Origin of the sequence: Methylopila sp. Yamaguchi (genome assembly GCF_002897035.1) — a bacterium.
Classification (GTDB): Bacteria; Pseudomonadota; Alphaproteobacteria; order Rhizobiales; family Methylopilaceae; genus Methylopila.
In genome coordinates, this window is sequence record NZ_BAUX01000002.1 from 70,526 (window position 1) to 95,485 (window position 24,960).

Below are 24,960 nucleotides of genomic sequence, written 5' to 3' on the forward strand. Positions count from 1 at the left end.
CCTGCGGGCCGCGAACGGCCCGCGCGCGTTGAACCCCAAGCGCGGCGGGGGTGTCAATCTCGGGAGGTAGGCAGCGATCGCCCTGCGCCTCGGAACCGCAGTTCGCGCCCGCCTCTCGGGATCCGTTTGGAAATTCGCGTTCCGGCCGAAGCGCGTGCTTCGAGATGCTCGTCAAGAGGCGGGCGCCTCAGCACGAGATCGCTCTCATCTGCTGGAAACGCAAACGCCTCGTGCTAAGGGGCCACCCTAAGGCGGCCTCTCGAAGCACGCACGACATCGTCGTGACAGTCGACCCCCGGCCTTTTGACGGCCCTCAGCGGCCGCCGCGAGCGACGCGCTCGATTTCGTGGCGCACAAGGCGCTCGACCAGCGGCGGCAGGTTGTCGTCGAGCCACGCCTTGAGCATCGGCCGCAGCATCTCCTTGACGAGGTCGTCCAGGGTCCTGGCGTTTTGCGACAGGATGGTGTGCGCCAGCGAACCGAAGGCGGCGTTGACGGCCTCGCCGGCCGGCTCCGAGATCAACCGGTCCCCAACCACCTCCCGCGCGGCGGGGCGCGGGCTGAAGACCGCCGGCGCGGGCTCCGGCTCCGGCTCGGGCTCGGCCGTCATCTCGTCCGTGAGTTCGAAGACGTCGAGATCGTCGATCTGCGGATCGGTCTCCGGCGCGGCCTCGACGATTACCGGGCGGAGCGGCGCCTTCGCCTCCACGGCGGGCTTCGCAGCAGCCGCGGGCTTCTCGAGCGGCGCCGCTTGCGGCACCGGCGGCGCGTCGAACGACGCGAGCATGGCGTCGATATCGTCCTGGCCGAGCGAGCCGGACGGCTCCGCCTCCATGCGCTCCGGCGCCTTCAGCGGCTCGGCCTTCGCCGGCGCCGGCTCGTCATCGGAGATGATGCGACGGATCGAGGCCAGGATTTCCTCCATCGTCGGCTCGTGAGCCTTCGCGGCAGTGCTCATCCGTCTGTCCTCTCACTCGCGCAGCCGCCCCTCGACGCGACCACAACCGTCGCGGCCCGGCACGAATCGCCCGGCCGCGCACGGATTTCCGTGAGTATGGCGCCGTCGACTCGGCTCACAAGCGGCGGCGGCCCGTCGCCCACAGCCTCGCGCTGGTCAGCGGCCGTCCGGGGTGCGCAGGCCGATCCACTTGTCGCGCACCTGGTCGTAGTGGACGTTCGGATCGTAGCGCGCGACCTGCAGGCCCAGGCGCTCAGCCGTCAGCCAGCCGACTGACGACAGCAGCGCGTAGGTCGCCACGACGCGGTCGCGCTGAGCGGTAATCAGCGACTGCCGTGCGTTCAGAAGGTCCTGCTGCGCGTTCAGCACGTCGAGCGTGGTGCGCTGGCCAACCTTGGCCTCCTCGCGCACCCCGTTCAACGCCGTCTGCGACGCCTCGATCTGGGCCTGCGCGGACTTGATCTGCGCCGTGGTGGCTTCGACCTGGCCCCAGGCGGAGACGACGGCTTGCCGCACCTGATCGCGCGACACGTCCGCCTCAAGCCGACGCTGCCCCGCCGTCTCCTTGGCCTGCCGGGCCTGCGAGTAGACGGTGCCGCCCTCGTAGATCGGGATCGTGAGCTGGCCGACGATGGACCCAGACGTCGTGTGGTTGATCGACGAACCCGGATCGTAGCGGCGCTGGAACGAGGCCTGCAGGTTGAGCGACGGCAGCAGGTTGCCCTCGACCACGCGGATGTCGAGGTTGGCAGCGTCGACGCCGTGCAACGCGGCGAGGATCGCCGGATGCTGCGCCTGGCTGAGGCCGATGGCCTGCGACAGCGACTTCGGCAGCAGGCGATCAATCGACTTCGCCGCTCGGGGCCGTGCGATGTCCTCGCCCACGACCTGACGGTAGGTGGCGCGGCTGGTGTTGAGCTGCGCCTCGGAGGCGCTGACCTCGGAGCGAGCGCCCTGCAACGCGGCCTCGGCCTGCGCCGTGTCGGTGCGCGTCACCTCGCCGACCTGGAAGCGCTCGCGCGCGGCGCGCAGCTCCTCTTCCAGCACCTGCACGTTGTTCTTGCGGACGTCGAGGATCGCGTAGTCCCGCAGCACGTCCATATAGGCCTGCGCGGCGTCGAACAGGATGTTCTGCTCGCTGTTCCGCAGGGTCTCGCGCGCGCCGAGGATGTTCGATTCGGCCCGGCGGACGGAGTTCTTGGTCTGGAAGCCGTTGAAGACGTTCTGCTCGACGGTGACGCCGGCGCCACGGGGATAGCTGTTCTCGATTAAATTGTAGCGCTCGCGAACTGGAGCTAAGCCGGCAGGGGTCTGTTCGAAGCTTGAATTTACACCCTTGGTCCGGTCGCGCTGAAATCCAGCGTCCACGGCTGCGCTGATCGTCGGCCGGTAGCCCGAGAGCGCCTGCGGCACCTGTTCGTCCGTGGCGCGCACCTGCGCGCGCTGCGCGTTCAGATTGGGATTGCCCTGATAGGCGCGCGCTAACGCGCCCTCAAGCGTCTGGGCCTGAGCGGACGTCCCCCCAAACGACAGCGCGGCCAGAACGGCCATCGCTGCGACGCCTAGCGCACGTCGCTGGCGGAGACGATACGAGTCGCTCGTCGACATATACTCACCGAATTTCGTGCGCAGCGGCGGCATGAGAATCCCGTCGCGCGTCGTGACGCGTCCCGGCGGCGATCCTACCGGCGCCGTCCCGCCATGGAAACGACCCAGGCGCGCCGTTAACCATTAAGTCACGACCTGTGACGCAGCGGCGCCACAGCGGCTCACGCGGAGGTGAAGTCCGCGCCTAGAGCGCGAACACATCCTCGGCCGCGAAGCCGGGGAGAACCGCGGCATGGGCGTCGAACGCCGGCGCCGCGCCGAGCTCCGAGCCGTTGCGGCGGAAGATGGTGGCCTTCGTCGGCCGCGTGCGGCCCGCCGGCGCGATGATGCGCCCGTGGGGCTTCAGCTGCGCGGCGAGAGCGCCGAGGCCGTCCTCCACCGCGCCCTCGATGAAGATGAGATCGTAGGGCGCGCCCGCGGGCGCGCCGGCCGGCAGCGGCCCCTCGACCAGCGTCACGCCGTCGACCGCAAGATTCGTCCGCGCTTCCGCCGCCAGGGCGGGATCGCTTTCGACCGCGGTCACCACGCCGACGAGCCGCGAAAGCACTGCGGCCGCATAGCCGAGCCCGGCGCCCACGACGAGCGCGGTTTCGCCCTCGCGCGGATCGGCGAGTTGGATGAGCTTGGCGAGCGTCATGGGGTCGAGCATCTCGCGGCCGCCGCCGAGCGGCGCGCGCGAATCGAGATAGGCGACGTCGCGCCGGCCGGCGGGCATGTAGTTCTCGCGCGGCGTCTCGGAGAAGGCGGCGATGACCCGCGGATCGGTCACGTCCGCGACACGGATCTGGCAATCGACCATGCCCTGCCTGAGGCGCGCGAAATCCGACATGACGTCTCGTCTCCGAACGGTCCTGGCGCCGGGCCAGCCCCGCGCCGCGACGTCCTATCTGCGGCGCCGCGCCGCGTCAGGCAAGCGCGCCGCGTCATTCGCGTGTTGCGATGGCCCGACCTGCAGGCTATGGAGAGCCGCCGTTCCGCGAGCAGCATCCGCCGGGTCTCGAACCCCAGCCGCATCTCGCACGAGGCCACGTGGCGGAATGGTTACGCAGAGGACTGCAAATCCTTGTATCCCGGTTCGATTCCGGGCGTGGCCTCCACTTCTCAGCGGCGCATCCGCCACAGTCTGCTGATCTCTCGACGACTACGCAGTTTCACTGTCGTGCGAATCGGCTCCCGTCCGTCATCCACCTGATCGGCCGCCGCAGGTGCGCGGCCGTTTCGGGGGAATCGGTACTCATGCGCTTCGTTCTCATCATCGCGGCCGCGGCATCGCTCGCGGGCTGCGCCAGCATCACGCGCGGCTCCACCAACCAGGTCACGGTCACGACGGAGCCGGCGGGGGCCAGCGTCCGCACGTCGATGAACCACAGCTGCCCGTCCAGCCCCTGCACCTTCACGGTCGGACGCAAGGACGAGTTCATCGTGACGGCGTCGAAGCCGGGCTACCGCGAGGCCACGATGCCGGTGAAGACGCGGATCGCGGGCTCCGGCGCGGCGGGCTTCGCGGGCAACGTGCTCGTCGGCGGCGTCATCGGCATGGGCGTCGACGCAGCGACCGGCGCGACGCTCGAGCATTATCCCAATCCGATCGTGCTCGCTCTCCAGCCCGAGGCGCCCGCGTCCGCGCCCGGGCCGCGCCGCAAGAAGGCGCCCGCCTCCAGCCCCGCGTCCAAGCCCGTCGCGCAGGCGGAAACGAAGCCCGCGTCGTAACTCCGTCGCGAAAGCGGCTTGGCGCCCGGTCGAATCTTCTGCTATAGGCGCGGCCTCCCGAGAGCGCGGCGCGCTTCTCGCGGTCCTCGGTAGCTCAGCGGTAGAGCCCTCGACTGTTAATCGAGTTGTCGCAGGTTCGAATCCTGCCCGAGGAGCCAGTTTCAGGCCAGGCGACTGGTCCGCTTCGATCCAAACATCCCCGGACGCCCGCGCGTCCGGGGATGTTTGCGTTTAGGGCTCACCGGAACAGCGCGAAGCCCTCGCCCTTCACCCGGTCGAGCCGTTCGCGGCAGGCGGCGTAGGCCGCGTCGCCGGAGCGCACGCGGCCGAGCGGGGCCGCGCTCCAGTCCGTCTCCCGCACGAAGGCGATGGGCGCCGCGATCGGCGTGAGCTGGGAGCCGGGGCCTGCGAGCAGCGTCGACAGCACGCCGTACATCGCGCCGTCGATGGTGGGCCGGCCCACCGTGATCAGCCGGTGCTGCCCGTGGCGGTTGGTGACGAGGTAGAGGTGGCCGGACTGGTGCGGGGCCGCCACCTCGCCGGACTGCGAATAGGGCGCGTCGAGCCGCTCCCGCTCTACGAACACGAGACGGCTGGCGTCGTCGCTCCAGAGGATGTCGGTGCGGTAGGCGTAGACGGCGTGGGCGTCTCCGAAGGAGGGGCGCAGCGTGAGGTAGGCGCCCTCGAGCCAGCGCACGGCAGGGCGGGAGTAGGCGCCCAGCGAGTCGGGCGCGGAGGCTTCGCTCCGGGCGGCGGCGGACGGCGCCGGACCCTCGCGCAGCCGCAAGCCGAGCGCGTCCTCGATCCGGATAACGCTCGCGAGCGTAAAGGGCCGGCGGCCGGACAGCGCCTTCTCGAGCGTCGAGATGCTGATGCGGGCGAGGTCGGCGAGCCCCTGCCGGGACATCCGCCGCAGCGCCAGCTCCTCGCGTACGCGGAGCGCCAGCGCCTGGGCCGCCGCGCCCGCGATCTCCCTGTCCGCCCCCGGCGTCCCGTCCATATCCGCACCGTTCCGCACAAAACCGCACACGCCGCGACAGTGCCGCGCCGCCGTCCGCCGGACAAGGCGGAGCGCGCCGGAAGCTTGCCGATCATCACGCTCGTGCGGCGCAGGTCCTCCGGGCCACGACGGAGGGGCGGCCGATCGGGCCGCGATCCTCCTGTGGAGCGCCTGCGATGACCCTCCCCTGCTATCCCTTCACCTCGTCCGGCGCCGCTCGCCGGCAAGCCGCGGACCGGACCCCGCCGCTGCGGCTCGACCAGGGCCGCGGGTCCGTCCGGCGCTTCCTGATCGCGCTGGCGACGCTGTTCGTGGTGCTCGCCTCGAGCTTCTGCGGCCTGCTCGCCATGGCCGCCGCCGGCCGTGCGGCGGAGAGCGCGGTCGTCACGCCGGCGACGGCTCGGGCCGGCGCGCTGCTGCTGAAGGGCGCGACGCCCGGCGCCTATGTCGAAGCGCCCGCGGTGCGCGCGGACTACGACGTGACGGTCAGCGGCCCGACCCAGCGCACGCGGGTGACGCAGGCCTTCGTCAACCCCGGCTCGGGCTGGATCGAGGGCGTCTACGTCTTCCCGCTGCCGGAGAACGGCGCGGTGGACGCCATGCGGATGGTCGTCGGCGGCCGCGTGGTCGTGGCGGAGGTCAGGGAGCGGGCCGCGGCCAAGGCCATCTACGAGCAGGCCAAGCGCTCCGGCCAGGCCGCCGCGCTGACCGAGCAGGAGCGGCCGAACATGTTCACCAACTCGGTTGCGAACATCGGGCCGGGCGAGACGGTGGTGGTGCAGATCGAGTACCAGGCGCCGGTGCGCCGCGACGGCGACGTGTCCTCGCTGCGCATCCCCCTGGTCGTCGCGCCGCGTTACGCGCCCGCAGCGGCCGGGTTTGAGACCGTGTCCGACGGATCCCCGTCCAAGACGGCGCGCGGCGGCGATCCCGTTCCGGACCGCGACCGCGTCACGCCGCCCGTGCGCGACCCCGCGACCTCGACGCCCACGAATCCGGTGACGATTACCGTGCGGCTTCAGGCGGGCTTTCCCGTCGCGACGATCGAGAGCGCGCACCATGCCGTGCGGACCGAGGCGCCCTCCCCCGACCGGCGCTTGGTGACGCTGGCCGGTCCGGTCGCCGCCGACCGCGACTTCGAGCTGAGCTGGACGGCGGCGCCCGCGACGGCGCCCTCGGTCGGCCTGTTCCGCGAGCGCGTCGGCGACGCCGACTACCTGCTGGCCTACGTCACGCCCCCGGCGGCGAAGGCTGCGCCGGTCGAGACGCCGCGCGAGGCGGTGTTCGTCATCGACAACTCCGGCTCCATGAGCGGCCCGTCGATGGCGCAGGCGAAGGCCAGCCTCGCCTTCGCCCTTGGCCGCCTGAAGCCGGCCGACCGGTTCAACGTGATCCGCTTCGACGACACCATGGACACGCTGTTCGCCGACGCGCTGCCCGCGACCGAGGCCAACGTGGCGCGAGCGCTCCGCTTCGTAGACGCGCTGCAGGCCCAGGGCGGCACGGAGATGCTGCCGGCGCTCAGAGCCGCGCTGAACGATCCCCGGCCGGCCGACGAGCGCTTCCTGCGCCAGATCGTGTTCCTGACGGACGGCGCGGTCGCCGACGAGCAGCGCATGTTCGACGCCATCGCCTCGAGCCGCGGCCGCAGCCGGCTGTTCATGGTCGGCATCGGCTCGGCCCCCAACAGCCACCTGATGAGCCGCGCCGCGGAGCTTGGCCGCGGGACCTTCACCCACATCGGCTCGTCCGCGCAGGTCGAGGACAACATGCGGGCCCTGTTCGGAAAGCTGGAGAGCCCGGCGGTCACCAACCTCTCGCTCACGATCCCCGGCGGCGCAGCCGACGTGACGCCGGCGATCCTCCCGGACGTCTACCGCGGCGAGCCTCTCGTGATGGCGTTGCGCCTGCCGCGCGCCGAGGGCGCGATGGAGATCCGCGGGGCGATCGGCGGCCAGCCGTGGCGGGAGACGCTGAACCTTGCGGACGCCGCGCCGGGCGCGGGCGTCTCCAAGCTCTGGGCTCGGCGGAAGATCGACGACGCCGAGGTCGCGCGGACCACGGCCGCGCTGACGCCGGACAAGGCCGACGCCGCCATCCTGCGGCTCGCGTTGGAGCACCATCTCGTCACCCGTCTCACGAGCCTTGTGGCCGTGGACGCCGCTCCGCGCCGGGCCGCCGACGCGCTGCTCGACCGCGCCGACGTGCCCCTCAACCTGCCGGCCGGCTGGGACTTCGAGAAGGTGTTTGGTCCCCGCGCGCCGGCAGCCCCCATGCGCCGCGCCGATCTCGTGGAACCCGTCGCCGTCGCCGCCGCGCAGGAGGTCTCCCTACCGCAGACCGCGACCGACGCGGAGCTGCGCCTGCTCGCGGGCCTCGGGCTGCTGGGCGTCGCCCTTCTGGCCGCGGTCGCCCGCCGGCGGGAGCGAGGCGCGTGACCCGGCGGCTTTCGCTCAGGACGGCGCTCGTCGCCGTCCTGACGCTCGCAGGCCTGACGCTCGCGGCGCAGGGCCTGTGGATCCCGGCGAAGGCGGCGCTGGCGCAGCTCCTGCTCGACCGCGCCTTCGCCCGCACGCTGAGCGAAGGCCGGCCGGAAAAGGCATGGGGCTGGGCGGACACCTGGCCGGTCGCGCGCATCTCCGTCCCGCGACTCGGCCGCAGCACTGTGGCGCTGTCCGGCGTGAGCGGCGAGGCGCTGGCGTTCGGTCCGGGCTGGGCGCCTGGCACGCCCGAAGCCGGCGACGACGGCGTCGCCGTCTACGCCGCCCACCGCGACACGCATTTTGCCTTTCTCGCCGATCTCGTGGTCGGCGACCTCATCGAGGTGACGCGGCGCGACGGCCGGACGGCGCGGTTCCGGATGACGGGCGCTCGCGTCGCATCGTGGGACCGATCCGGGATTGACCCGAACGCCGCCGGCCGCGGGCTGGCGCTGGCGACCTGCTGGCCCTTCGGCGCGCGCGTCTCGGGGCCTCTGCGCTACGTCGTCGAGGCGACGGAGATAGAGGACGCCCCGGTCACGGCCTCGGCGGAACGCCGTCCTTGAGCGCCGCTACGATCGCCGCGAGGCCGTCCGTGAGCGCCGCGGGACCCGGCTGGAGGATCAGCGGCGGTTTGATCTCGAAGACGCGGCCGTCGCGCACCGCGGGAATCGCGTCCCAGCCAAGTCGCGCGCGGATCTTCGCGGGCGAGACCTTCTTCCCGCACCACGAGGCGAGGATCACGTCCGGCGCGGCGGCGATCACCGCCTCGGACGAGACGATCCGGTCCTTCGCCGCGGCGTTGCGCGCGAGAGCTGCGAAGACGTCGTCGCCGCCGGCCACCTCCACCAGTTCGGACACCCAGCCGATGCCGCTGATCATCGGCTCGTCCCACTCCTCGAAATAGACCTTTGGCCGCGCCCTCCCCGCGACTTGCGCCCGCCGGGCCGCGAGGTCCGCGGCGTAGCCCTCCGCAAGACGCTCGGCCCTCTCCCCCGCCCCGACGAGCGCGCCGACGCAGCGGATCATCGCGAGGACGCCCGCGACGTCCCTGTGGTTGAAGCCATGGACGGCGACGCCCGCCCGCAGGAGCTCCGCCACGATCTCGGCCTGCAGGTCCGAGAACGCGAACACGAGGTCCGGCGCGAGCGCGAGGATCTTGGGGATGTCGGCGGAGGTGAAGGCCGAGACGCGCGGCTTCTCGCGCCGCACCTGCGGAGGGCGGACGGCGTAGCCGGAGACCCCGACGATCCGCCTGTCCTCGCCAAGGAGGTACAGCGTCTCCACCGTTTCCTCGGTCAGGCATACGATCCGCTCGGGGGGAAAGCAGCGCATCTCGTCGCCTCTTCAGGTTCGCGGCGCCTTGGGACGTGGGGCCAGACCTAGCGGAGCCGCCATGACGGGACCAGCGCGGGCCTGCCGCCGACTGATCCGTCGCCCGGCCGCAGCCGTAGGCTTGGAAGATCCCCCTCGTCCCCGCCCGCGAGTCCGATGCCCTCGTCCGGAAAGTCTTCGTCCTGCGCGCTTGTGTGGTTCCGCGAGGATCTGCGCCTCGCCGACAATCCCGCGCTCCGCGCCGCCCTGGACTCGGGCAAACCGGCGCTTGGCCTCTATGTGTTCGACGACGCCACCCCAGGCCAGCGGCCGCTCGGCGGGGCCTCGCGCTGGTGGCTCGCCCAATCGCTGCGTGCGCTTGCGAAGGACTGCGAAACGATCGGCCTGCCCTTCGTCATCCGCCGGGGCAAGACCGCCGAGGTCGTGCCCGCCGCCGTCGAGGAGGCCGGAGCCGATACGGTGCTGTGGAACCGGCGCTACGTCGCGGCGGAGAACCAGATCGACGCGGCTCTCAAGGAAAGCCTGCGCAAGGACGGCCGCGAGGTCGAGAGCTTCAACGCGCGCCTGATGTTCGAACCCTGGGAAGTCACGTCCAAGGCCGGCGGGCCTCTGAAGGTCTATTCGCCGTTCTGGCGCGCCTGCATGGCGAAGGGCGAACCGCGGGCGCCGCTGCCGAAGCCGCGCAAGGGCGAGATCACCGCGGCGCCGGCGCTGAAGGGACTGACGGTCGACGACCTTGGCCTGGAGCCGACGACGCCCCACTGGGCCGGCGGGCTGCGGGAGGCCTGGACGCCGGGGGAGACTGGCGCGCGCGAGGCGCTGACGGAGTTCATCGACCACGGCCTGCGCGGCTACGCGGAGGGCCGGAACCGGCCGGACCAGCCGCACGTGTCGCGCATGTCGCCCCATCTGCGGTTCGGCGAGGTGAGCCCCTATCAGCTGTGGCATGCGGTCGAGCGTGCGAAGGCCGAGGGCGACGCGACGGCGACGGACGTCGAGAAGTTTCGCTCGGAGCTCGGGTGGCGGGAGTTCTCGTACCACCTGCTCCACAGCAACCCGGACCTCGCCACAAAGAACTTCAATGCGCGGTTCGACGCCTTCCCCTGGAAAACCCCGGACCCTGCGCATCGGAAGGCCTGGCGGAAGGGCCTGACCGGCTTTCCGATCGTGGACGCGGGCATGCGGCAGCTCTGGACCACGGGCTGGATGCACAACCGGGTGCGGATGCTTTGCGCCTCGTTTCTGATCAAGGACCTCATGATCGACTGGCGCGAGGGCGAGGACTGGTTCTGGGACACGCTCGTCGACGCCGACCCGGCTAACAATTCCGCGAGCTGGCAGTGGGTGGCGGGATCCGGCGCCGACGCGGCGCCGTACTTCCGGGTGTTCAACCCCTCGCTTCAGGGGAAGAAATTCGACCCGCAGGGAGACTACGTGCGCGCCTTCGTCCCCGAGTTGAAGGACGTTCCTGAGAAGCACATCCACGAGCCCTGGGACGCGCCGCGCGAGGTTCTCGAGCGCGCCGGCGTGACCTTGGGCGAGACCTACCCCCAGCGCATCGTCGACCACGACGCGGCGCGCCACGCCGCCCTCAAAGCCTTCGGCCGGATCAAAGATCAATGACGACGTCCCGCTTGCGCATCGCCGTCGTCGGCTCCGGCATCTCGGGCGCCGGCGCGGCCTTCGCGCTCCACCCCCGCCACGACGTCACGGTCTACGAGCGCGAACCACGTCCCGGCGGGCACAGCCACACGGTGGACGTCGACTACGACGGCGTGCGGATCGCCGTCGACACCGGGTTCATCGTCTACAACGGCCTGAACTACCCGAACCTCACCGCGTTGTTCGACCATCTCGGCGTCGCGACCAAGGCGACCGAGATGAGCTTCGGCCTCTCGCTCGACCGGGGCGCCTTCGAGTGGTCGGGCAAGACGCTGGGGGCCCTGTTCGCCCAGCGCCGCAACCTGGTCGCGCCGTCCTATCTCTGGATGCTGCGCGAGGTGATGCGGTTCAACAAGCTCTGCGTCGCCGACAAAGCGGCCGGCGCGCTGGTCGGCCTCAGCCTCGGCGACTGGCTGGACCGACGCCGCTTCGCCCGGCGCTTCCGCGAGGACTACCTCGCTCCCATGGCGGCCGCGATCTGGTCGACCCCCGCGGCGCACGTGCTGGACTTCCCCGCCGAGAGCTTCGTCGCCTTCTTCGCCAACCACCGGCTGATCAACACCGAGCGTCCGATCTGGCGCACGGTGGAAGGCGGCAGCCGGTCCTACGTCGAGAAGCTCAACGCGCCGTTGCGCGACCGGCTGCGCCTCGGCGCGCCCGTGGCGTCGATCGCCCGCGACGACCTCGGCGTCACCGTGACGGACGCCGCCGGCCGGGCGGAGCGGTTCGATCAGGTGATCCTGGGATCGCACACCGACGAGTCGCTCCGCCTGCTGACCGACGCCAGCGACGCGGAGCGCGCGGTGCTGGGCGCAATCCGGTACCGGCCCAATGACGTGTGGCTGCACAGGGACGCGCGCCTGATGCCGCGGCGCAAGGCGGTGTGGTCGGCCTGGAACTACCTCGGCAGCCGGACCGATCCCGCCGTCGCCGCCCGCGACGTGGCGGTGACTTATTGGATGAACGAGTTGCAGGGCGTCGATCCCGAACGCCCGCTGTTCGTGACGCTGAACCCGCCGTTCGAGCCCGACCCGGCGCTGGCCTTCGCGCGCTTCCGCTACGACCATCCGCAGTACGACGCCGAAGCGCTTGCGGCCCAGCGGCGGCTCCCTGAGATCCAGGGCAAGCGCCGGACGTGGTTCTGCGGCGCCTGGACCGGGTTCGGGTTTCACGAAGATGGCTTGTCATCGGGCCTCGCCGTGGCGGATGCTCTGGGAGCCGCGCCGCCGTGGCGCGCGCCGAGCTTCGCCGAGGCCGCGGAGTGACGGGATACGAGGCGCCCAGTTTTCGGCCGCCGGAGGCCGCCGCGTCGCTCTACCCGGGCGCGGTTATGCACGCGCGCCTGAAGCCGTTTGTTAACCGGTTTGTTTACCGGGTGTTCGCCTTGTTGATCGATTTGGACCGGCTTGACGTCGCTTGTCGCGCCGCGCGCCTGTTCTCGGTCGGCCGCTTCAATCTCGCGAGCTTCCACGAGGCGGACCACGGGCCGGGCGACGGCTCCTCGCTGTCGACCCATGTCCGCGGCCTGCTGGCGCGAGCCGGACAGGACCCGGAGGGCGGCCGCGTGCTGCTGCTCTGCTACCCCCGCATCCTCGGCTACGTGTTCAATCCCCTGAGCGTCTACTGGCGCTACGACGACGCGGGCGCCCTCGCCGCCGTGGTCTACGAGGTGACCAACACCTTCGGCGAGCGGCACGCCTATGTCGCTCCGGTCAAGGACGGCGAACTCACCGAAGCCGGGCTCCGTCAGGAGCGTGACAAGCTGTTCTACGTCTCGCCCTTCCTCGAAACCGCGATGCGCTACGCCTTCCGCATCCGCCCGCCGACGGAAAGCGTGCGCCTGCGCATCCTCGAGAGCGACGCCGAAGGGCCGATCCTCTCCGCCACCTTCGCCGGCGAGCGCCGGGCCTTGACCGACGGCGCGCTGCTCCGGCTGTGCGGCGCCATGCCGTTGATGACGCTCAAGGTTTTCGCCGGCATCCACTGGGAGGCGCTTAAGCTTTGGATCAAGGGCGCGCGCCTCGTGGACCATGACCCTCCCCCTTCGCCTGCGAGCCACGACGCTCCAGGCCCCATACGCCACGGGCGCGGGGCTCGCCGCCCTCAAGACCGCGCCGTGGCGCCGACCGTCCGGGAAACGACCGCGCCATGAACGATCATGCCATGACCGCCGCCCCGATGCCTCAGACTCCCGGCAGCTTCGCCCCCGCGCGCGTCACCGAGCCCGCGCCGCCCGCCGCGCCGTTGCGCGTGACGCTGGACAACGTCGCAGAGGCCGCGCGGGGCCTTCCGCTTGAGGTCCGCATCGCGCTGCAGGTCGCCGCGCGCATCGCCCGCGGCCGTCTGTCCGTGACCTTCCCCGACGGCCGCACTTTGGTGTTCGACGGCGTCGAGCCCGGTCCGGACGCGACGCTCGTCGTGCGCGATCTCGGCTTCGCGCGGCGCATCCTGAAGGGCGGCGACATCGGCGTCGCCGACGGCTTCCTCAACGGCGAGTGGGACAGTCCTGACGTCACCGCGTTCCTGGAGCTGTTCTGCGTCAACGCGGACCATGTTTCGCAGTATCTGATGATGAAGCCGCTCTACCGCGCGCTTCAGAACGTCCGTCACTGGCTGAACCGCAACACCAAGAAGGGCGCGCGTCGGAACATCGAGGCCCATTACGACCTTGGAAACCGGTTCTACGAGCAGTGGCTCGACCCGACGATGACCTACTCTTCCGCGATCTTCGACGGCGGAACGCAGGACCTCGCTGCGGCGCAGCGACGGAAGTACGAAACGCTCGCGCGCTCGATCGGCGCGAAGCCCGGCGACCATATTCTCGAGATCGGCTGCGGCTGGGGCGGCTTCGCGGAGTACGCCGCGACCGAGATCGGCTGCAAGGTGACCGGCCTCACCATCAGCCCGGCGCAGCTGGACTACGCCCGCAAGCGCATGTTCGACGCGGGCCTCTCCGAGCGGGTCGAACTCAAGCTTCAGGACTATCGCGACGAGCGCGGCGCTTATGACGGCGTCGCCTCGATCGAGATGTTCGAGGCGGTCGGCGAACGCTGGTGGCCGGCCTATTTCGCGCAGGTGCGCGACCGCCTGAAGCCCGGCGCCGCCGCCGGCATCCAGGTCATCACCATCCAGGACCGGTTCTTCGACGCTTACCGACGCGAGACCGACTTCATCCAGCGCTACGTCTTTCCCGGCGGCATGCTGCCCTCCCCCACCGTTCTGCGCGACGTCGCCAAGGCCGCGGGCCTCTCGGTCGCGGCCGAGAAGATCTTCGGGATCGACTACGCCCAGACGCTGGTGGAGTGGCGCAAGAGCTTCCGGGCGGCCTGGCCGAGCATCCAGCCGCTCGGCTTCGACGAGCGTTTCCGCAGGCTCTGGGAGTACTACCTCGCCTATTGCGAGGCGGGCTTCCGCTCCGGCAACATCGACGTGCGCCAGGTCGTGTTCGCGCGGGCATGAGGACCGGCCGCGAACTTTCGCTCGCGGCGCTCATCGCCTACGCCCTGCCCGCGATCCCCTTCGCGGCGCTCACCCTGCCGCTCTACATCGTGGTGCCGAGCTACTACGCCGAAGGGCTCGGGCTTCCGCTCGCGGCCGTCGGCAACGCCCTGCTCGCCGTCCGGCTGATCGACGCGATCGCCGACCCCGCGGTCGGGATCGTCGCGGACCGCTGGCGTCCTCGCTTCGGCAGGCGGCGCCTTTGGTTCGCCGCCGCCATGCTTCCAACGGCGATCGCCGCGTGGATGATCTTCACGCCCGAGCGCGGGGACGGGATCGGCTACCTGCTGTTGTGGGGCGCGGCGCTGTCGATCGCCTGGACCGCGGCGCTGGTGCCTTACAACGCCTGGGGCGCTGAGCTTTCGACCTCCTACGCCGGCCGTAGCTGGATCGCCGCCTGGCGCGAGAGCGCGGCGCTGGTCGGCACCTTGGTCGCGCTGTCGCTGCAGGCGATCATCCCCGCCTCGCTCGGCGGCGGTCAGGCGGAGGTGCTCGCCTCCTACGCGGTGTTCGTCGGCCTTGGCCTTCCGCTGCTTGCGCTCGGGACGCTCGCCCTGACGCCCGAACCCGCTGACGCCTCACGGCGGCGCTTGGGCTTTCGCGAAGGGCTCGCGGCCATGAAGGCGAACACCGCGTTCGCCCGACTGTTGATCGCATTTTTCGTCAACGGCTTCGCGAACGGGCTGCCGGCGACCCTGTTCCTGTTCTTCGTCGGCGAACGCTTGGGCGCGCCGGACCTCGCAGGACCGTTCCTTGTCGCCTACTTCGCGGCCGGGGTGCTCGGCGTGCCGTTCTGGCTCTGGCTGGCGCGGCGGACCTCGAAGCACCGCGCCTGGTGCCTCGCCATGCTGCTTGCGTCCGCGGTGTTTCTGCTCGCGCCGCTGCTGGGGCCCGGCGACGTCGCGCTGTTCGGCGTCGTGTGCCTGATGACGGGAGCCGCCGTCGGCGCCGACCTCGCGCTGCCGCCGTCGATCCAGGCGGACGTGATCGACGTCGACACAGCCGCCTCGGGCGAGCAGCGCAGCGGGCTGTATCTCGCGGCCTGGGGGCTTGCGACCAAGCTGGCGCTCGCAGCCGCGGTCGGCCTCGCCTTCCCCGTCCTGGCGGCGACCGGGTTCGACCCGGCGGCCGGGTTGCGCGAACCGCTCGGGCTGACGACCCTCGCCTGGCTCTACGGCGGCCTGCCCGTCGCGCTGAAGCTGGTCGCGGTCTGGCTGATGTGGAATTTTCCGCTCGACGAACACTCCCAGAAGGAGCTCCGCGCCCGCATCGAGGCGGCGGCGTAGGGTCTCGCGCTCAGTCCGTCTTCCTGTCCCAGCCCGTCGCCTTGGTCACCAGCCAGAAATAGGCGGGATAGGGCAGCAGCTTGAGAACCTTCAGCACGTAGGTGAAGCGCTTCGGGAAGGTGATCTCGAAGCCGCCGCGCTCGATGCCGGCGACGATGCGCTTCGCCGCCTCGTCCACAGCCATCAGCGCCGGCATCTTGAAGGCGTTCTGCTTGGTCGCCGGCGTGTCGACGAAGCCCGGATTCACCACCTGGATCGAGACCCCGACCCTGTCGAGATCGAACTTCAGGCTCTCCGCGAGATTGTTCAGCGCCGCCTTGGTGGCGCCGTAGGCGGCGGAGGTGGGAAGCCCGGCGTAGCCTGTGACGGACGCCACCAGCACGATCTTGCCGCCCCGCCGCGCGGTCATCGCAGGAAGCACCGCGGCGAGACATCCCACCGTACCCTTCAGGTTGACGTCGAAGGTCTTGAAAAAGGCGTCGGCGTCAAACGGGACGGCTCGCACGGGGATGAAGAGGCCGGCGTTGAGCACGGCGAGATCGATCGTCCCGAGCTCGGCCGCGACGCGCGCCGCCAAGGGCGTGAGGCTCTCCGCGTCTGAAAGATCGCCGGGAAAAGCTGCGATACGGCCGCCGAAGGCGGCGGCCTCCGCCGCAAGGCTCGCGAGTTCATCCTCTCGGCGGGCGGTGGCGGCGACCGCGACTCCCGACCGGGCGAGTTCGAGAGCGACAGCGCGCCCGATGCCGGAACTTGCGCCGGTCACCCAGGCGACCGCGACGCCCTTCACTTGCCGAACAGTCGCTGCAGGACGCCCCACACGGGTCCGGTCATCTTCAGCGGCGCGTCGGTCACGGCGAAGCAGACGCAGTCCTCGTCCCGACTGGTCGTCGGCCTATGCTCGACGTTGCCGTCAGCCAGCGAGACGTCCCCACGACGATAGACGTCGCGTTCATCGTGAAAAGCCCCCCGCAGCACCAGCGTCGCTTCGGACCCGGCGTGGGTGTGTCTCGGCATCCGACGACCGGCGGAAATGTGATAGAAGACCGCCTCGACGCCGTCCTTGTCGAAGACCTTGTACTCCTTCAGCCCAGGCAGCTTTCGCTTCCAAGGAAGCTGGTCGAGCGGCTTGCCGACGAGCCGATAGAGCGGGGACGGAAGCTCCGGGTCGTGCTGAACGGGACGGCCAGCGCCGTAGTAGCCGCCGGCGTAGATCGCCGAGAGCACGTGGTCCCGCGGCACCCGCTGCGGCAGAGGGGCGTCGATTCGATCGAGCGCCGCGCCGGCTTCGGCCTCAAGAGCCCTGACGAAGCCTCGGTTCTCCTCCGACAGCATCAGGTGCGCGGTGACCAGCGCATGCATATGAGGCTCCAGAGCGCCGACCACATAGCCGGCGAGCAGAGCGTCGATCGGTCGGGCGGCGTCTTCCGGCGTTGGGCTGAGAGGCGAAGCCACGTGAAACGAACCTCGGTGAACCGCTCGGGGTCGGGACGGACCAGCTCACGGCTTCCAGAAGGTTACGCGCGGCTCGCCCTGATGGATTATCGTGTCGCTACGCGTTTCGCCACAGGGGTGGGAACTGCGCGGTCTCGCTTTTCAACCCGCAGCCGCCAGACTACGGTGCCGCCCTCGATAATCTATCGAATGAGGTTGTTCATGACCATCCGCAGCGGCCTGGTCGACGCCATCGGGCGCACGCCGCTCATCCGTCTGCGCCAGGCGTCCGAGCTTACGGGCTGCACGATCCTCGGCAAGGCGGAGTTCATGAACCCCGGTCAATCGGTGAAGGACCGGGCCGCGCTCTGGATCATTGAGGACGCGGTCAGGCGCGGCGAGCTGAAGCCAGGGGGCGTCATCGTGGAGGGCACGGCCGGCAACACCGGCATCGGCCTCGCGCTGGTCGCGAACGCGCTGGGCTATCGCACGGTGATCGTCATCCCGGACACGCAGTCCGACGAGAAGAAGCAGATGCTGCGGCTCGCCGGCGCGGAGCTCGTCGAGGTGCCGGCCGTCCCGTACAAGGACCCGAACAACTACGTGAAGCTCTCCGGGCGCCTCGCCGAGGATCTGGCGAAGACCGAACCGAACGGCGCGATCTGGGCCAACCAGTTCGACAACGTGGCGAACCGGCAGGCGCACATCGACTCGACCGGCCCCGAGATCTGGAACGACCTCGACGGCAAGGTGGACGGCTTCGTCTCAGCGGTCGGCACCGGCGGGACGCTGGCCGGCACCGGAATGGCGCTGAAGGAGCGGTCGAAGGACATCAAGATCGCCCTCGCCGACCCGCCCGGCGCCGCGCTCTACAGCTACTACACCACGGGCGAACTGAAGGCCGAAGGCTCCTCCATCACCGAAGGCATCGGCCAGGGCCGCATCACCGCAAATCTCGAGAACGCGCCCGTGGACTTCGCCTACCAAATCCCGGACGCGGAGTCCGTCCAGATCGCGTTTGACCTTTTGGAGCACGAGGGTCTGTGCCTCGGCGGCTCCTCGGGCGTCAACGTCGCCGGCGCGATCCGGCTGGCGAAGGAGCTCGGGCCAGGCCGCACCATCGTGACGATCCTGTGCGACTACGGCACGCGCTATCAGTCAAAGCTGTTCAACCCCGAATTCCTGCGCTCGAAGGAGCTGCCGGTGCCGGCCTGGCTCGAGAAGCCCGGCGCGGTCGACCTCAGGAAGGTGCTGCAGTGAGCAATCCCAACCTCGTCTCCACCGAGTGGCTCGCCGAGCGCCTCGGCGATCCGACCGTCATCCCCGTCGACGGCTCCTGGTACCTGCCTGCGGCCAACCGGGACGGGCCGAGCGAGTTTCTCGACGCGCGCATTCCGGGCGCGGTGTTCTTCGACATCAACGCCGTGGCGGACACGTCCACTGACCTGCCGCACATGCTCCCCGCGCCTGACGTCTTCGCCGCGGCGGTGGGCGAGCTTGGGATCGGCGACGGCGCGACGATCGTCGCCTATGACGGCGCCGGTCTGTTCGCGGCGGCGCGCGTGTGGTGGACGTTCAAGGCCTTCGGCGTGAAGGACGTCTATGTGCTCGACGGCGGCCTGCCGAAGTGGAAGGCGGAAGGGCGGCCCCTCGAAAGCGGCGCCTCGACGCGAGCCCCAGCACGGTTCACGCCGCGCTTCGACCCGTCCGTAGCGAAGAGCGGAGACCAGGTGGCCGAGGGGGTCGACGCCGGCTTGTTCCAGGTGGTGGACGCGCGACCCGCTCCGCGCTTCCGCGGCGAGGCGCCCGAGCCCCGGCCGGGCCTCGCGCTCGGCCACATCCCTGGCTCGCTCAACGTGCCATTCGACCAGGTGGTGAAGGACGGCCGGCTCGCGGAGGAAGCGGAGCTGCGCGCCGCGTTCGAGGCGGCGGGCGTGGACGTGAACGGCCCGATCGTCACCACCTGCGGCTCGGGCGTTTCGGCCGCCATTCTCGCGCTGGCGCTGGAGGGCGTGGGCGCGAAGGCCGAGGGGATCTACGACGGTTCCTGGGCCGAATGGGGCGCAGGCGGCCGGCCGGTCGAGACCGGGCCGGCGAAGACCGCCCAGTGAGGCCTCGTCCCGGATGGCCAAAGGCCGATCCGGTATCGTCTGCAGAATGAAGCGCGTGATGGTCCGGCTTGATCGGACCATCAATGTCCGGCGTCGAGCCTGACGTCCAGCATGGGTCCGCCGGTCAAGCCGGAGGACGACGCAGCGCTTTACGAACCGGGGCGCAAGACCTCAGTCGGCGCCTCACACCAGCCGGCTCTGCGCCAGAGCCGCCGTCACGAAGCTTGCGAACAGCGGGTGCGGCTCGAAGGGGCGCGACTTCAGCTCCGGATGGAACTGGACGCCCACGAACCACGGATGGTCCTCGTACTCCACGATCTCCGGCAGCAGCCCGTCCGGCGACATGCCGGAGAACACCAAGCCATTCGCCTCCAGCCGCTCGCGGTAGGCGGTGTTGACCTCGTAGCGGTGGCGGTGGCGTTCCGAGATGTCCTCGGAGCCATAGATCTCCGCGACCTTCGAGCCGCGCTTCAGCCGGGCGTCGTACGCGCCGAGGCGCATGGTGCCGCCGAGGTCGCCGTCGGCGCGGCGGGCCTCCAGCGCGTTGCCGCGCGTCCACTCGGTCATCAGGCCCACCAGCGGCTCGTCGGTCGGGCCGAACTCGGTGGAGTTCGCGTCGGGGATGCCCGCGAGGTTCCGCGCGGCCTCGATCACCGCCATCTGCATGCCGAAGCAGATGCCGAGATAGGGCACCTTGCGCTCACGCGCGAAGGTTGCGGCCCGGATCTTCCCTTCCGCGCCCCGCTGGCCGAAGCCGCCGGGCACCAGGATGCCGTGGACGTGCTCGAGGAACGGCGCCGGGTCCTCGTTTTCGAAGATCTCGCTCTCTATCCAATCGAGGTTGACCTTCACGGTGTTGGCGATGCCGCCGTGCGCCAGCGCTTCGGACAGCGATTTGTAGGCGTCCTTAAGGCCCGTGTATTTGCCGACGATCGCGATCGTCACCTCGCCCTCGGGGTTCTTGACCCGATGGGTGACGTTACGCCAGCGGTTGAGGTCGGGCGCCTTGACCGGTTCGATGCCGAAGGCCGCCAGCACTTCGGTGTCGAGCCCCTCGCGATGATAGGCCTCCGGCACCGCGTAGATCGTGTCGACGTCGCGGGCCTCGATCACGGCGCTCTCGCGCACGTTGCAGAACAGGCCGAGCTTGCGGCGCTCCTCGGGCGGAATCGGCCGGTCGCAGCGGCACAGCAGGATGTCGGGCTGGATGCCGATCGAACGCAGTTCTTTCACGGAGTGCTGGGTCGGCTTGGTCTTGAGCTCGCCCGCGCTCGGGATCCACGGCAGCAGCGTGAGGTGGATGTAGATCGCGTCGCCGCGCGGGAGATCATTGCCGAGCTGGCGGATGGCCTCAAAGAACGGCAGGCCCTCGATGTCGCCCACCGTGCCGCCGATCTCCACCAGCACGAAGTCGAAACCCTCGTTGCCGTCGCGCACGAAGTGCTTGATGGCGTCGGTGACGTGCGGGATCACCTGCACCGTGCCGCCGAGATAGTCGCCACGGCGCTCCTTGGCGATGATGTCCTGGTAGATCCGCCCCGTGGTGATGTTGTCTTTCTTGGACGCCGGAATGCCGGTGAAGCGCTCGTAGTGACCGAGATCGAGGTCGGTCTCGGCGCCGTCGTCGGTGACGAAGACCTCGCCGTGCTGGGTCGGGCTCATGGTGCCCGGATCGACGTTCAGGTAGGGGTCGAGCTTGCGCAGCCGCACCGAATAGCCGCGCGCCTGAAGCAGCGAGCCGAGCGCGGCGGAAGCGAGGCCCTTTCCGAGCGAGGACACCACGCCGCCGGTGATGAAGACGTATCGGGCCATCGCTCTCTTCCGCTCGCATCCCAAAGGGCCGCGCGCGTCGCGACCCGTCAGGCCTAACCGGCCGCGTCCGATTCGGGGAGGCGGCGGGCCAGTTGTTCACACCACGAAACAACGCGTCCGCCCGCCCGGCCTTGAGGGGGCGGGTCGATGAGCGGGCGGTCGTTGTTGTCTGGACGCTCCTGTTACATCGGGCGCCCGCCGAGGGGAAGCGTCTCGCGCACGGCGGCGGGTCCGCCATGCGCGAGACGTGGTCTTTGGGTGTCAGTGCGCGAGCACCGCGAGCAGCAGCAGCGCCACGATGTTGGTGATCTTGATCATCGGGTTCACCGCGGGGCCCGCCGTGTCCTTGTACGGATCGCCCACCGTGTCGCCGGTCACCGCGGCCTTGTGGGCGTCGGAGCCCTTGCCGCCGTGGTGGCCGTCCTCAATGTACTTCTTGGCGTTGTCCCAGGCGCCGCCGCCCGAGGTCATGGAGAGCGCGACGAACAGGCCGGTCACGATGACGCCTAGCAGCATGGCGCCCACCGCTGAAAAGGCCTCGCTCTTACCCGCGACGCTGAGCACCACGAAGTAGGCGACGATCGGCGACAGGACCGGCAGCAGCGACGGCACGATCATCTCCTTGATCGCCGCGCGCGTCAGGATATCGACCGCGCGGCCGTAGTCCGGCCGATCGCGCCCTTCCATGATGCCGGGCTTCTCACGGAACTGACGCCGCACCTCCTCCACGATTGAGCCGGCGCAGCGGCCGACCGCCGTCATTCCCATCGCGCCGAACAGGAACGGCAGCATGCCGCCGAACAGCAAGCCCACGACGACGTAGGGGTTGGTCAGCCCGAAATCGAGTTTCACGCCCTCGAAGTAGGGGTACTGCGCCGCGTTCTGGATGAAGTGGCTGAGGTCGGAGGTGTAGGCTGCGAACAGCACGAGCGCGCCGAGGCCGGCCGAACCGATGGCGTAGCCCTTGGTCACCGCCTTGGTGGTGTTGCCGACCGCGTCCAAGGCGTCGGTGGCGTGGCGCACCTCCGCCGGCAGGCCCGCCATCTCCGCGATGCCGCCAGCGTTGTCGGTCACAGGTCCGAAGGCGTCGAGCGCCACCACGAAGCCCGCGAGCGCGAGCATGGCGGTGACCGCGATCGCGATGCCAAACAGCCCGGCGAGCGCGTTGGTCGAGATGATGCCGGCGATAATCACCAGCGCAGGCAGCGCCGTCGCCTCGAGCGAGATGGCGAGGCCCTGGATGACGTTGGTGCCGTGGCCGGTGACGGAGGCCGCGGCGATCGATTTCACCGGGCGGAAGTTGGTGCCGGTGTAGTACTCGGTTATGACGATGATGAGCCCCGTGATGACGAGGCCGATGACCGCGCATAGGTAGAGGCTCCAGCCGGTGAAGGTGACGCCCGTCGTCGTGGTGTAGGACGTCGAGAACCCGACCAGCAAGCCCGTGACGATGGCGAGCCCCACCAGCGAAAACGCCGCTGCGGCGCCGAAGCCCCGGTAAAGCGCGCCCATGATCGACTGGCTCGCCGGCAGCTTCACGAAGAAGGTGCCCGCGATCGACGTGACGATGCAGATCGCGCAGATCGCCAGCGGATAGAGAATCAGACTGTAGAGCGCGGCGTCGCCGGCAAAGAAGATCGCCGCCAGCACCATGGTGGCGACTACGGTCACCGCGTAGGTCTCGAACAGGTCGGCCGCCATCCCGGCGCAGTCGCCGACGTTGTCGCCCACGTTGTCGGCGATGGTCGCGGGATTGCGCGGGTCGTCCTCCGGAATGCCGGCCTCGACCTTGCCGACGAGATCGCCGCCGACGTCGGCGCCCTTTGTGAAGATGCCGCCGCCGAGGCGCGCGAAGATCGAGATCAGCGAGGCGCCGAAGCCGAGCGCCACCAGCGCGTCGACCACCACGCGGTCCTCCAGCGTGTGGCCGAGGATCCCGGTGAGGACGGCGTAGTAGCCGGCGACGCCGAGCAGCGCGAGGCCCGCCACCAGCATGCCGGTGACGGCGCCGGAGGTGAACGCGATCTCAAGGCCTGCGGCAAGCGACTTCGACGCCGCCTGGGCGGTGCGCACATTGGCCCGGACCGAGACGTTCATGCCGATGAAACCGGCGGCCGCCGACAGAACCGCGCCGATCAGGAAGCCGATCGCGACGGTCACCGAGAGGAAGATCGCGACAGCTATGAAGATCGCAAGCCCGACGACGCCGATGGTGGCGTATTGCCGACGAAGATAGGCCTGCGCGCCCTCGGCGATCGCCCCCGCGATCTCCTGCATCCGCGCATTGCCCGCGTCCGCCGCCACGACGGACCGAATGGCCCATACGCCGTAGACGACGGACAGCAAACCTAAGACGATTATCAACAAAAGCGCCATCGAAGCCGTTCCTTGGATTGCGTTTCCTCGTGACGGCGGAACGGCGTGGACGTTCGGCGATCATGCGCCGCGCCCGTTTTTGCTTGTCGTTTTCGACGCCCGCTCCGCCTGACCGATCGGTCGCCGAGAAAGCTGCCAGAAGGCGCCCCCCCGCGCAACGCGCCGTATGGTCGGAGGCCTTGCGTCTCTCCTCGCCTTTGTTCCCGTTGCGCAATCCACGCGCCCCGACGACAGTGCCGGCCAGAGTCTCAAGGCGGGCGGGACGTTCCGCGACGAACGGGGAGTGAGGCGGGTGAAATTCCATGTGGTGGCGGCGACCGCGTCGCTTGGCGGCCTTCTGTTCGGCTACGACACCGGCGTGATCTCAGGCGCCCTGCCCTTCATCCGCGACCTGTTCCAGCTCTCGGAAGCCATGCAGGGCTTCGTCGTCTCGATCGCGCTGCTGGGCGCGGCCGTGGGAGCCGCGACTGCCGGCTCGCTCGCCGACGCCTACGGCCGCCGCAAGGTCATTCTCGTCGTCGCGCTGTTGTTCGTGGTCGGCGCGCTGGTCTGCGCCGCGGCGCATGAGGTCGTCACGCTGCTGATCGGCCGCGCCATCCTCGGCGTGGCGATCGGCGTCGCTTCGATGCTGACCCCGCTCTACCTCGCCGAGATGGCTCCCGCCGAGAAGCGCGGCGGCGTCGTCTCGCTGAACCAGATGTGCATCACGCTCGGCATCCTGCTGTCCTATGTCGTCGCCTACCTGCTGTCGGAGGTCGACGGCGGCTGGCGCTGGATGCTGGCGATCGGCTGCCTTCCAGGCGTCGTGCTGGGCCTCGGCATGCTCGTCCTGCCCGAGAGCCCGCGATGGCTGGCCGGTCAGGGGCGGCACGACGAGGCGTCGGACGCCTTGCGTCGCCTGCGCGACGGGGGCGACGTCACCTTCGAGCTTAACCAGCTACGAACCGATCTGAAGACAGAGCACGGCCAGATCGCGCCGTGGTCCGCGCTGCTCGAGCCGCGGGTCCGCATTCCGCTGATCGTCGGCGTCGGGCTTGCGATCTTCCAGCAGATCACCGGAATCAACACGGTGATCTATTACGCGCCGATCATCTTCGAGAAGGCGGGCATGGCCTCGACCTCAGCCGCGATTCTGGCGACCGCAGGCGTCGGCGTGGTCAACGTCGTGATGACCTACGTGGCGCTCAAGCTGCTCGACACGGCTGGGCGACGGAAGCTGCTAATCGTCGGGCTTGCGGGCATGGCCGCGATGCTCGCCATCCTCACTATCGGCTTCGCGGTCGGCACGGAGGGCGCGCTGGCTTGGATCGCGACGCTGTCGGTCGCGGCTTACGTGGGCTTCTTCGCGATCGGCCTCGGCCCGGTGTTCTGGCTGCTGATCTCGGAAATCTTTCCGCTCGCGGTCCGCGGCCGCGCGATGGGCGTCGCAACCGTCGCGAACTGGGGCTCCAACCTCATCGTCAGCCAGGTGTTCCTGATGCTGATCGCAGGCCTCGGCTCGGCGACGACCTTCGGCGTCTTCGCCGTCATGAGCGTCGGCGCGCTGCTTTTCACCATCGCGCTCGTGCCGGAGACCAAGGGCCGGACGCTGGAGGAGATCGAAGCGGATTTCGCCGGCCACGCCGTCAAGGCATGAGCCTGGAGGAAGACCTCCCCCGAAGCGGCGGCGCGTCCCATATGAGCAGCAGATCTT

The 24,960-nt window shown here is 69.8% G+C and carries 20 protein-coding genes and 2 tRNA genes; 13 read left to right on the forward strand and 9 right to left on the reverse strand.

Translation table 11 applies throughout. From position 1 onward, the window contains the following. Positions 1-313 precede the first annotated feature (313 nt). The 3 genes from METY_RS02510 to METY_RS02520 form a co-directional block, all read right to left on the reverse strand. Entirely contained in the window at positions 314-958 is a 645-nt protein-coding gene (locus METY_RS02510) for a PopZ family protein (protein ID WP_103119831.1), read from the reverse strand. A gap of 156 nt (positions 959-1,114) precedes the next feature. Beyond that, entirely contained in the window at positions 1,115-2,509 is a 1,395-nt protein-coding gene (locus METY_RS02515) for a TolC family outer membrane protein (RefSeq protein WP_244593492.1), read from the reverse strand. Positions 2,510-2,750: 241 nt separating this feature from the next. Continuing rightward, entirely contained in the window at positions 2,751-3,395 is a 645-nt protein-coding gene (locus tag METY_RS02520) for a protein-L-isoaspartate O-methyltransferase family protein (protein ID WP_103119833.1), read from the reverse strand. A gap of 194 nt (positions 3,396-3,589) precedes the next feature. Here METY_RS02520 and METY_RS02525 point away from each other — a divergent pair. The 3 genes from METY_RS02525 (at position 3,590) to METY_RS02535 (ending at position 4,434) form a co-directional block, all read left to right on the forward strand. Beyond that, positions 3,590-3,663: transfer RNA gene (locus METY_RS02525), tRNA-Cys, on the forward strand. Positions 3,664-3,802: 139 nt separating this feature from the next. After that, positions 3,803-4,276, forward strand: coding sequence for a PEGA domain-containing protein (locus METY_RS02530; protein WP_103119834.1), 474 nt, complete (start codon positions 3,803-3,805; stop codon positions 4,274-4,276). Positions 4,277-4,359: 83 nt separating this feature from the next. Further along, positions 4,360-4,434, forward strand: a tRNA-Asn gene (locus METY_RS02535). Between the two features lie 80 nt (positions 4,435-4,514). Here METY_RS02535 and METY_RS02540 read toward each other — a convergent pair. Continuing rightward, positions 4,515-5,276, reverse strand: coding sequence for a helix-turn-helix domain-containing protein (locus METY_RS02540; protein WP_103119835.1), 762 nt, complete (start codon positions 5,274-5,276; stop codon positions 4,515-4,517). Between the two features lie 176 nt (positions 5,277-5,452). Between METY_RS02540 and METY_RS02545 the strand changes: the two genes are divergently transcribed. Together METY_RS02545 and METY_RS02550 are read left to right on the forward strand one after the other, a co-directional pair. After that, positions 5,453-7,714 carry a marine proteobacterial sortase target protein gene (locus METY_RS02545; RefSeq protein ID WP_103119836.1) on the forward strand — a complete coding sequence of 754 codons (2,262 nt, stop codon included), beginning with the start codon at positions 5,453-5,455 and terminating at the stop codon, positions 7,712-7,714. Continuing rightward, entirely contained in the window at positions 7,711-8,322 is a 612-nt protein-coding gene (locus METY_RS02550; RefSeq protein WP_103119837.1) for a class GN sortase, read from the forward strand. The genes METY_RS02545 and METY_RS02550 overlap by 4 nt, the downstream gene beginning before the upstream one ends. Here the strand turns inward: METY_RS02550 and METY_RS02555 are convergent. Next, the gene (locus METY_RS02555) at positions 8,294-9,091 is read right to left on the reverse strand and encodes a cobalamin-binding protein (RefSeq protein WP_103119838.1); all 798 of its coding nucleotides are present in this window, start codon (positions 9,089-9,091) and stop codon (positions 8,294-8,296) included. The genes METY_RS02550 and METY_RS02555 overlap by 29 nt on opposite strands. A gap of 156 nt (positions 9,092-9,247) precedes the next feature. Between METY_RS02555 and METY_RS02560 the strand changes: the two genes are divergently transcribed. Genes METY_RS02560 through METY_RS02580 form a run of 5 tightly spaced genes read left to right on the forward strand, consistent with a single transcriptional unit; the run spans position 9,248 to position 15,537 of the window. After that, entirely contained in the window at positions 9,248-10,714 is a 1,467-nt protein-coding gene (locus METY_RS02560) for a cryptochrome/photolyase family protein (RefSeq protein WP_103119839.1), read from the forward strand. 11 nt (positions 10,715-10,725) lie between these two features. After that, a complete protein-coding gene (locus tag METY_RS02565) occupies positions 10,726-12,018 on the forward strand; it encodes an NAD(P)/FAD-dependent oxidoreductase (RefSeq protein ID WP_103120119.1) in 1,293 nt (430 codons plus the stop codon). Further along, positions 12,015-12,905 carry a DUF1365 domain-containing protein gene (locus tag METY_RS02570; RefSeq protein WP_255400801.1) on the forward strand — a complete coding sequence of 297 codons (891 nt, stop codon included), beginning with the start codon at positions 12,015-12,017 and terminating at the stop codon, positions 12,903-12,905. Before METY_RS02565 ends, METY_RS02570 begins: the two co-directional genes overlap by 4 nt. A gap of 11 nt (positions 12,906-12,916) precedes the next feature. Then, on the forward strand, positions 12,917-14,212 hold the full coding sequence (locus METY_RS02575) for an SAM-dependent methyltransferase (protein WP_244593493.1): 1,296 nt from the start codon (positions 12,917-12,919) through the stop codon (positions 14,210-14,212). Next, positions 14,209-15,537, forward strand: a complete 1,329-nt coding sequence (locus METY_RS02580; protein ID WP_103119841.1) for an MFS transporter — start codon at positions 14,209-14,211, stop codon at positions 15,535-15,537. The genes METY_RS02575 and METY_RS02580 overlap by 4 nt, the downstream gene beginning before the upstream one ends. A gap of 10 nt (positions 15,538-15,547) precedes the next feature. On the opposite strand, the gene METY_RS02585 is transcribed toward METY_RS02580, so the two are convergent. Together METY_RS02585 and METY_RS02590 are read right to left on the reverse strand one after the other, a co-directional pair. Then, on the reverse strand, positions 15,548-16,324 hold the full coding sequence (locus METY_RS02585) for an SDR family NAD(P)-dependent oxidoreductase (protein ID WP_103119842.1): 777 nt from the start codon (positions 16,322-16,324) through the stop codon (positions 15,548-15,550). Next, complete coding sequence (locus METY_RS02590; RefSeq protein WP_103119843.1) at positions 16,321-16,989, reverse strand: ChrR family anti-sigma-E factor; 669 nt, start codon at positions 16,987-16,989, stop codon at positions 16,321-16,323. The genes METY_RS02585 and METY_RS02590 overlap by 4 nt, the downstream gene beginning before the upstream one ends. A gap of 201 nt (positions 16,990-17,190) precedes the next feature. On the opposite strand from METY_RS02590, the gene METY_RS02595 reads away from it, so the two are divergent. Together METY_RS02595 and sseA are read left to right on the forward strand one after the other, a co-directional pair. Then, positions 17,191-18,228: a cysteine synthase A gene (locus METY_RS02595; RefSeq protein WP_103119844.1), complete on the forward strand. Its 1,038-nt coding sequence runs from the start codon at positions 17,191-17,193 to the stop codon at positions 18,226-18,228. Beyond that, positions 18,225-19,079 carry a 3-mercaptopyruvate sulfurtransferase gene (gene sseA / locus METY_RS02600; protein ID WP_103119845.1) on the forward strand — a complete coding sequence of 285 codons (855 nt, stop codon included), beginning with the start codon at positions 18,225-18,227 and terminating at the stop codon, positions 19,077-19,079. Before METY_RS02595 ends, sseA begins: the two co-directional genes overlap by 4 nt. A 183-nt stretch (positions 19,080-19,262) precedes the next feature. Here the strand turns inward: sseA and METY_RS02605 are convergent, their stop codons facing one another. Beyond that, the gene (locus METY_RS02605; RefSeq protein ID WP_103119846.1) at positions 19,263-20,891 is read right to left on the reverse strand and encodes a CTP synthase; all 1,629 of its coding nucleotides are present in this window, start codon (positions 20,889-20,891) and stop codon (positions 19,263-19,265) included. Positions 20,892-21,152: 261 nt separating this feature from the next. Continuing rightward, entirely contained in the window at positions 21,153-23,267 is a 2,115-nt protein-coding gene (locus METY_RS02610; protein WP_103119847.1) for a sodium-translocating pyrophosphatase, read from the reverse strand. Between the two features lie 292 nt (positions 23,268-23,559). Here METY_RS02610 and METY_RS02615 point away from each other — a divergent pair, with 292 nt between their 5' ends. Beyond that, on the forward strand, positions 23,560-24,903 hold the full coding sequence (locus METY_RS02615; protein WP_103119848.1) for a sugar porter family MFS transporter: 1,344 nt from the start codon (positions 23,560-23,562) through the stop codon (positions 24,901-24,903). The last annotated feature ends 57 nt before the right edge of the window (positions 24,904-24,960 follow it).

Coding starts and splice junctions, on each gene's coding strand:
- METY_RS02605 (WP_103119846.1), bottom strand. CDS start 20,891: ATGGCCCGATACGTCTTCATCACCGGCGGCGTGGTGTCCTCGCTCGGA.
- METY_RS02575 (WP_244593493.1), top strand. CDS start 12,917: ATGACCGCCGCCCCGATGCCTCAGACTCCCGGCAGCTTCGCCCCCGCG.
- METY_RS02510 (WP_103119831.1), bottom strand. CDS start 958: ATGAGCACTGCCGCGAAGGCTCACGAGCCGACGATGGAGGAAATCCTG.
- METY_RS02555 (WP_103119838.1), bottom strand. CDS start 9,091: ATGCGCTGCTTTCCCCCCGAGCGGATCGTATGCCTGACCGAGGAAACG.
- METY_RS02520 (WP_103119833.1), bottom strand. CDS start 3,395: ATGTCGGATTTCGCGCGCCTCAGGCAGGGCATGGTCGATTGCCAGATC.
- METY_RS02560 (WP_103119839.1), top strand. CDS start 9,248: ATGCCCTCGTCCGGAAAGTCTTCGTCCTGCGCGCTTGTGTGGTTCCGC.
- METY_RS02545 (WP_103119836.1), top strand. CDS start 5,453: ATGACCCTCCCCTGCTATCCCTTCACCTCGTCCGGCGCCGCTCGCCGG.
- METY_RS02530 (WP_103119834.1), top strand. CDS start 3,803: ATGCGCTTCGTTCTCATCATCGCGGCCGCGGCATCGCTCGCGGGCTGC.
- METY_RS02595 (WP_103119844.1), top strand. CDS start 17,191: ATGACCATCCGCAGCGGCCTGGTCGACGCCATCGGGCGCACGCCGCTC.
- METY_RS02515 (WP_244593492.1), bottom strand. CDS start 2,509: ATGGCCGTTCTGGCCGCGCTGTCGTTTGGGGGGACGTCCGCTCAGGCC.
- METY_RS02610 (WP_103119847.1), bottom strand. CDS start 23,267: ATGGCGCTTTTGTTGATAATCGTCTTAGGTTTGCTGTCCGTCGTCTAC.
- METY_RS02580 (WP_103119841.1), top strand. CDS start 14,209: ATGAGGACCGGCCGCGAACTTTCGCTCGCGGCGCTCATCGCCTACGCC.
- METY_RS02540 (WP_103119835.1), bottom strand. CDS start 5,276: ATGGACGGGACGCCGGGGGCGGACAGGGAGATCGCGGGCGCGGCGGCC.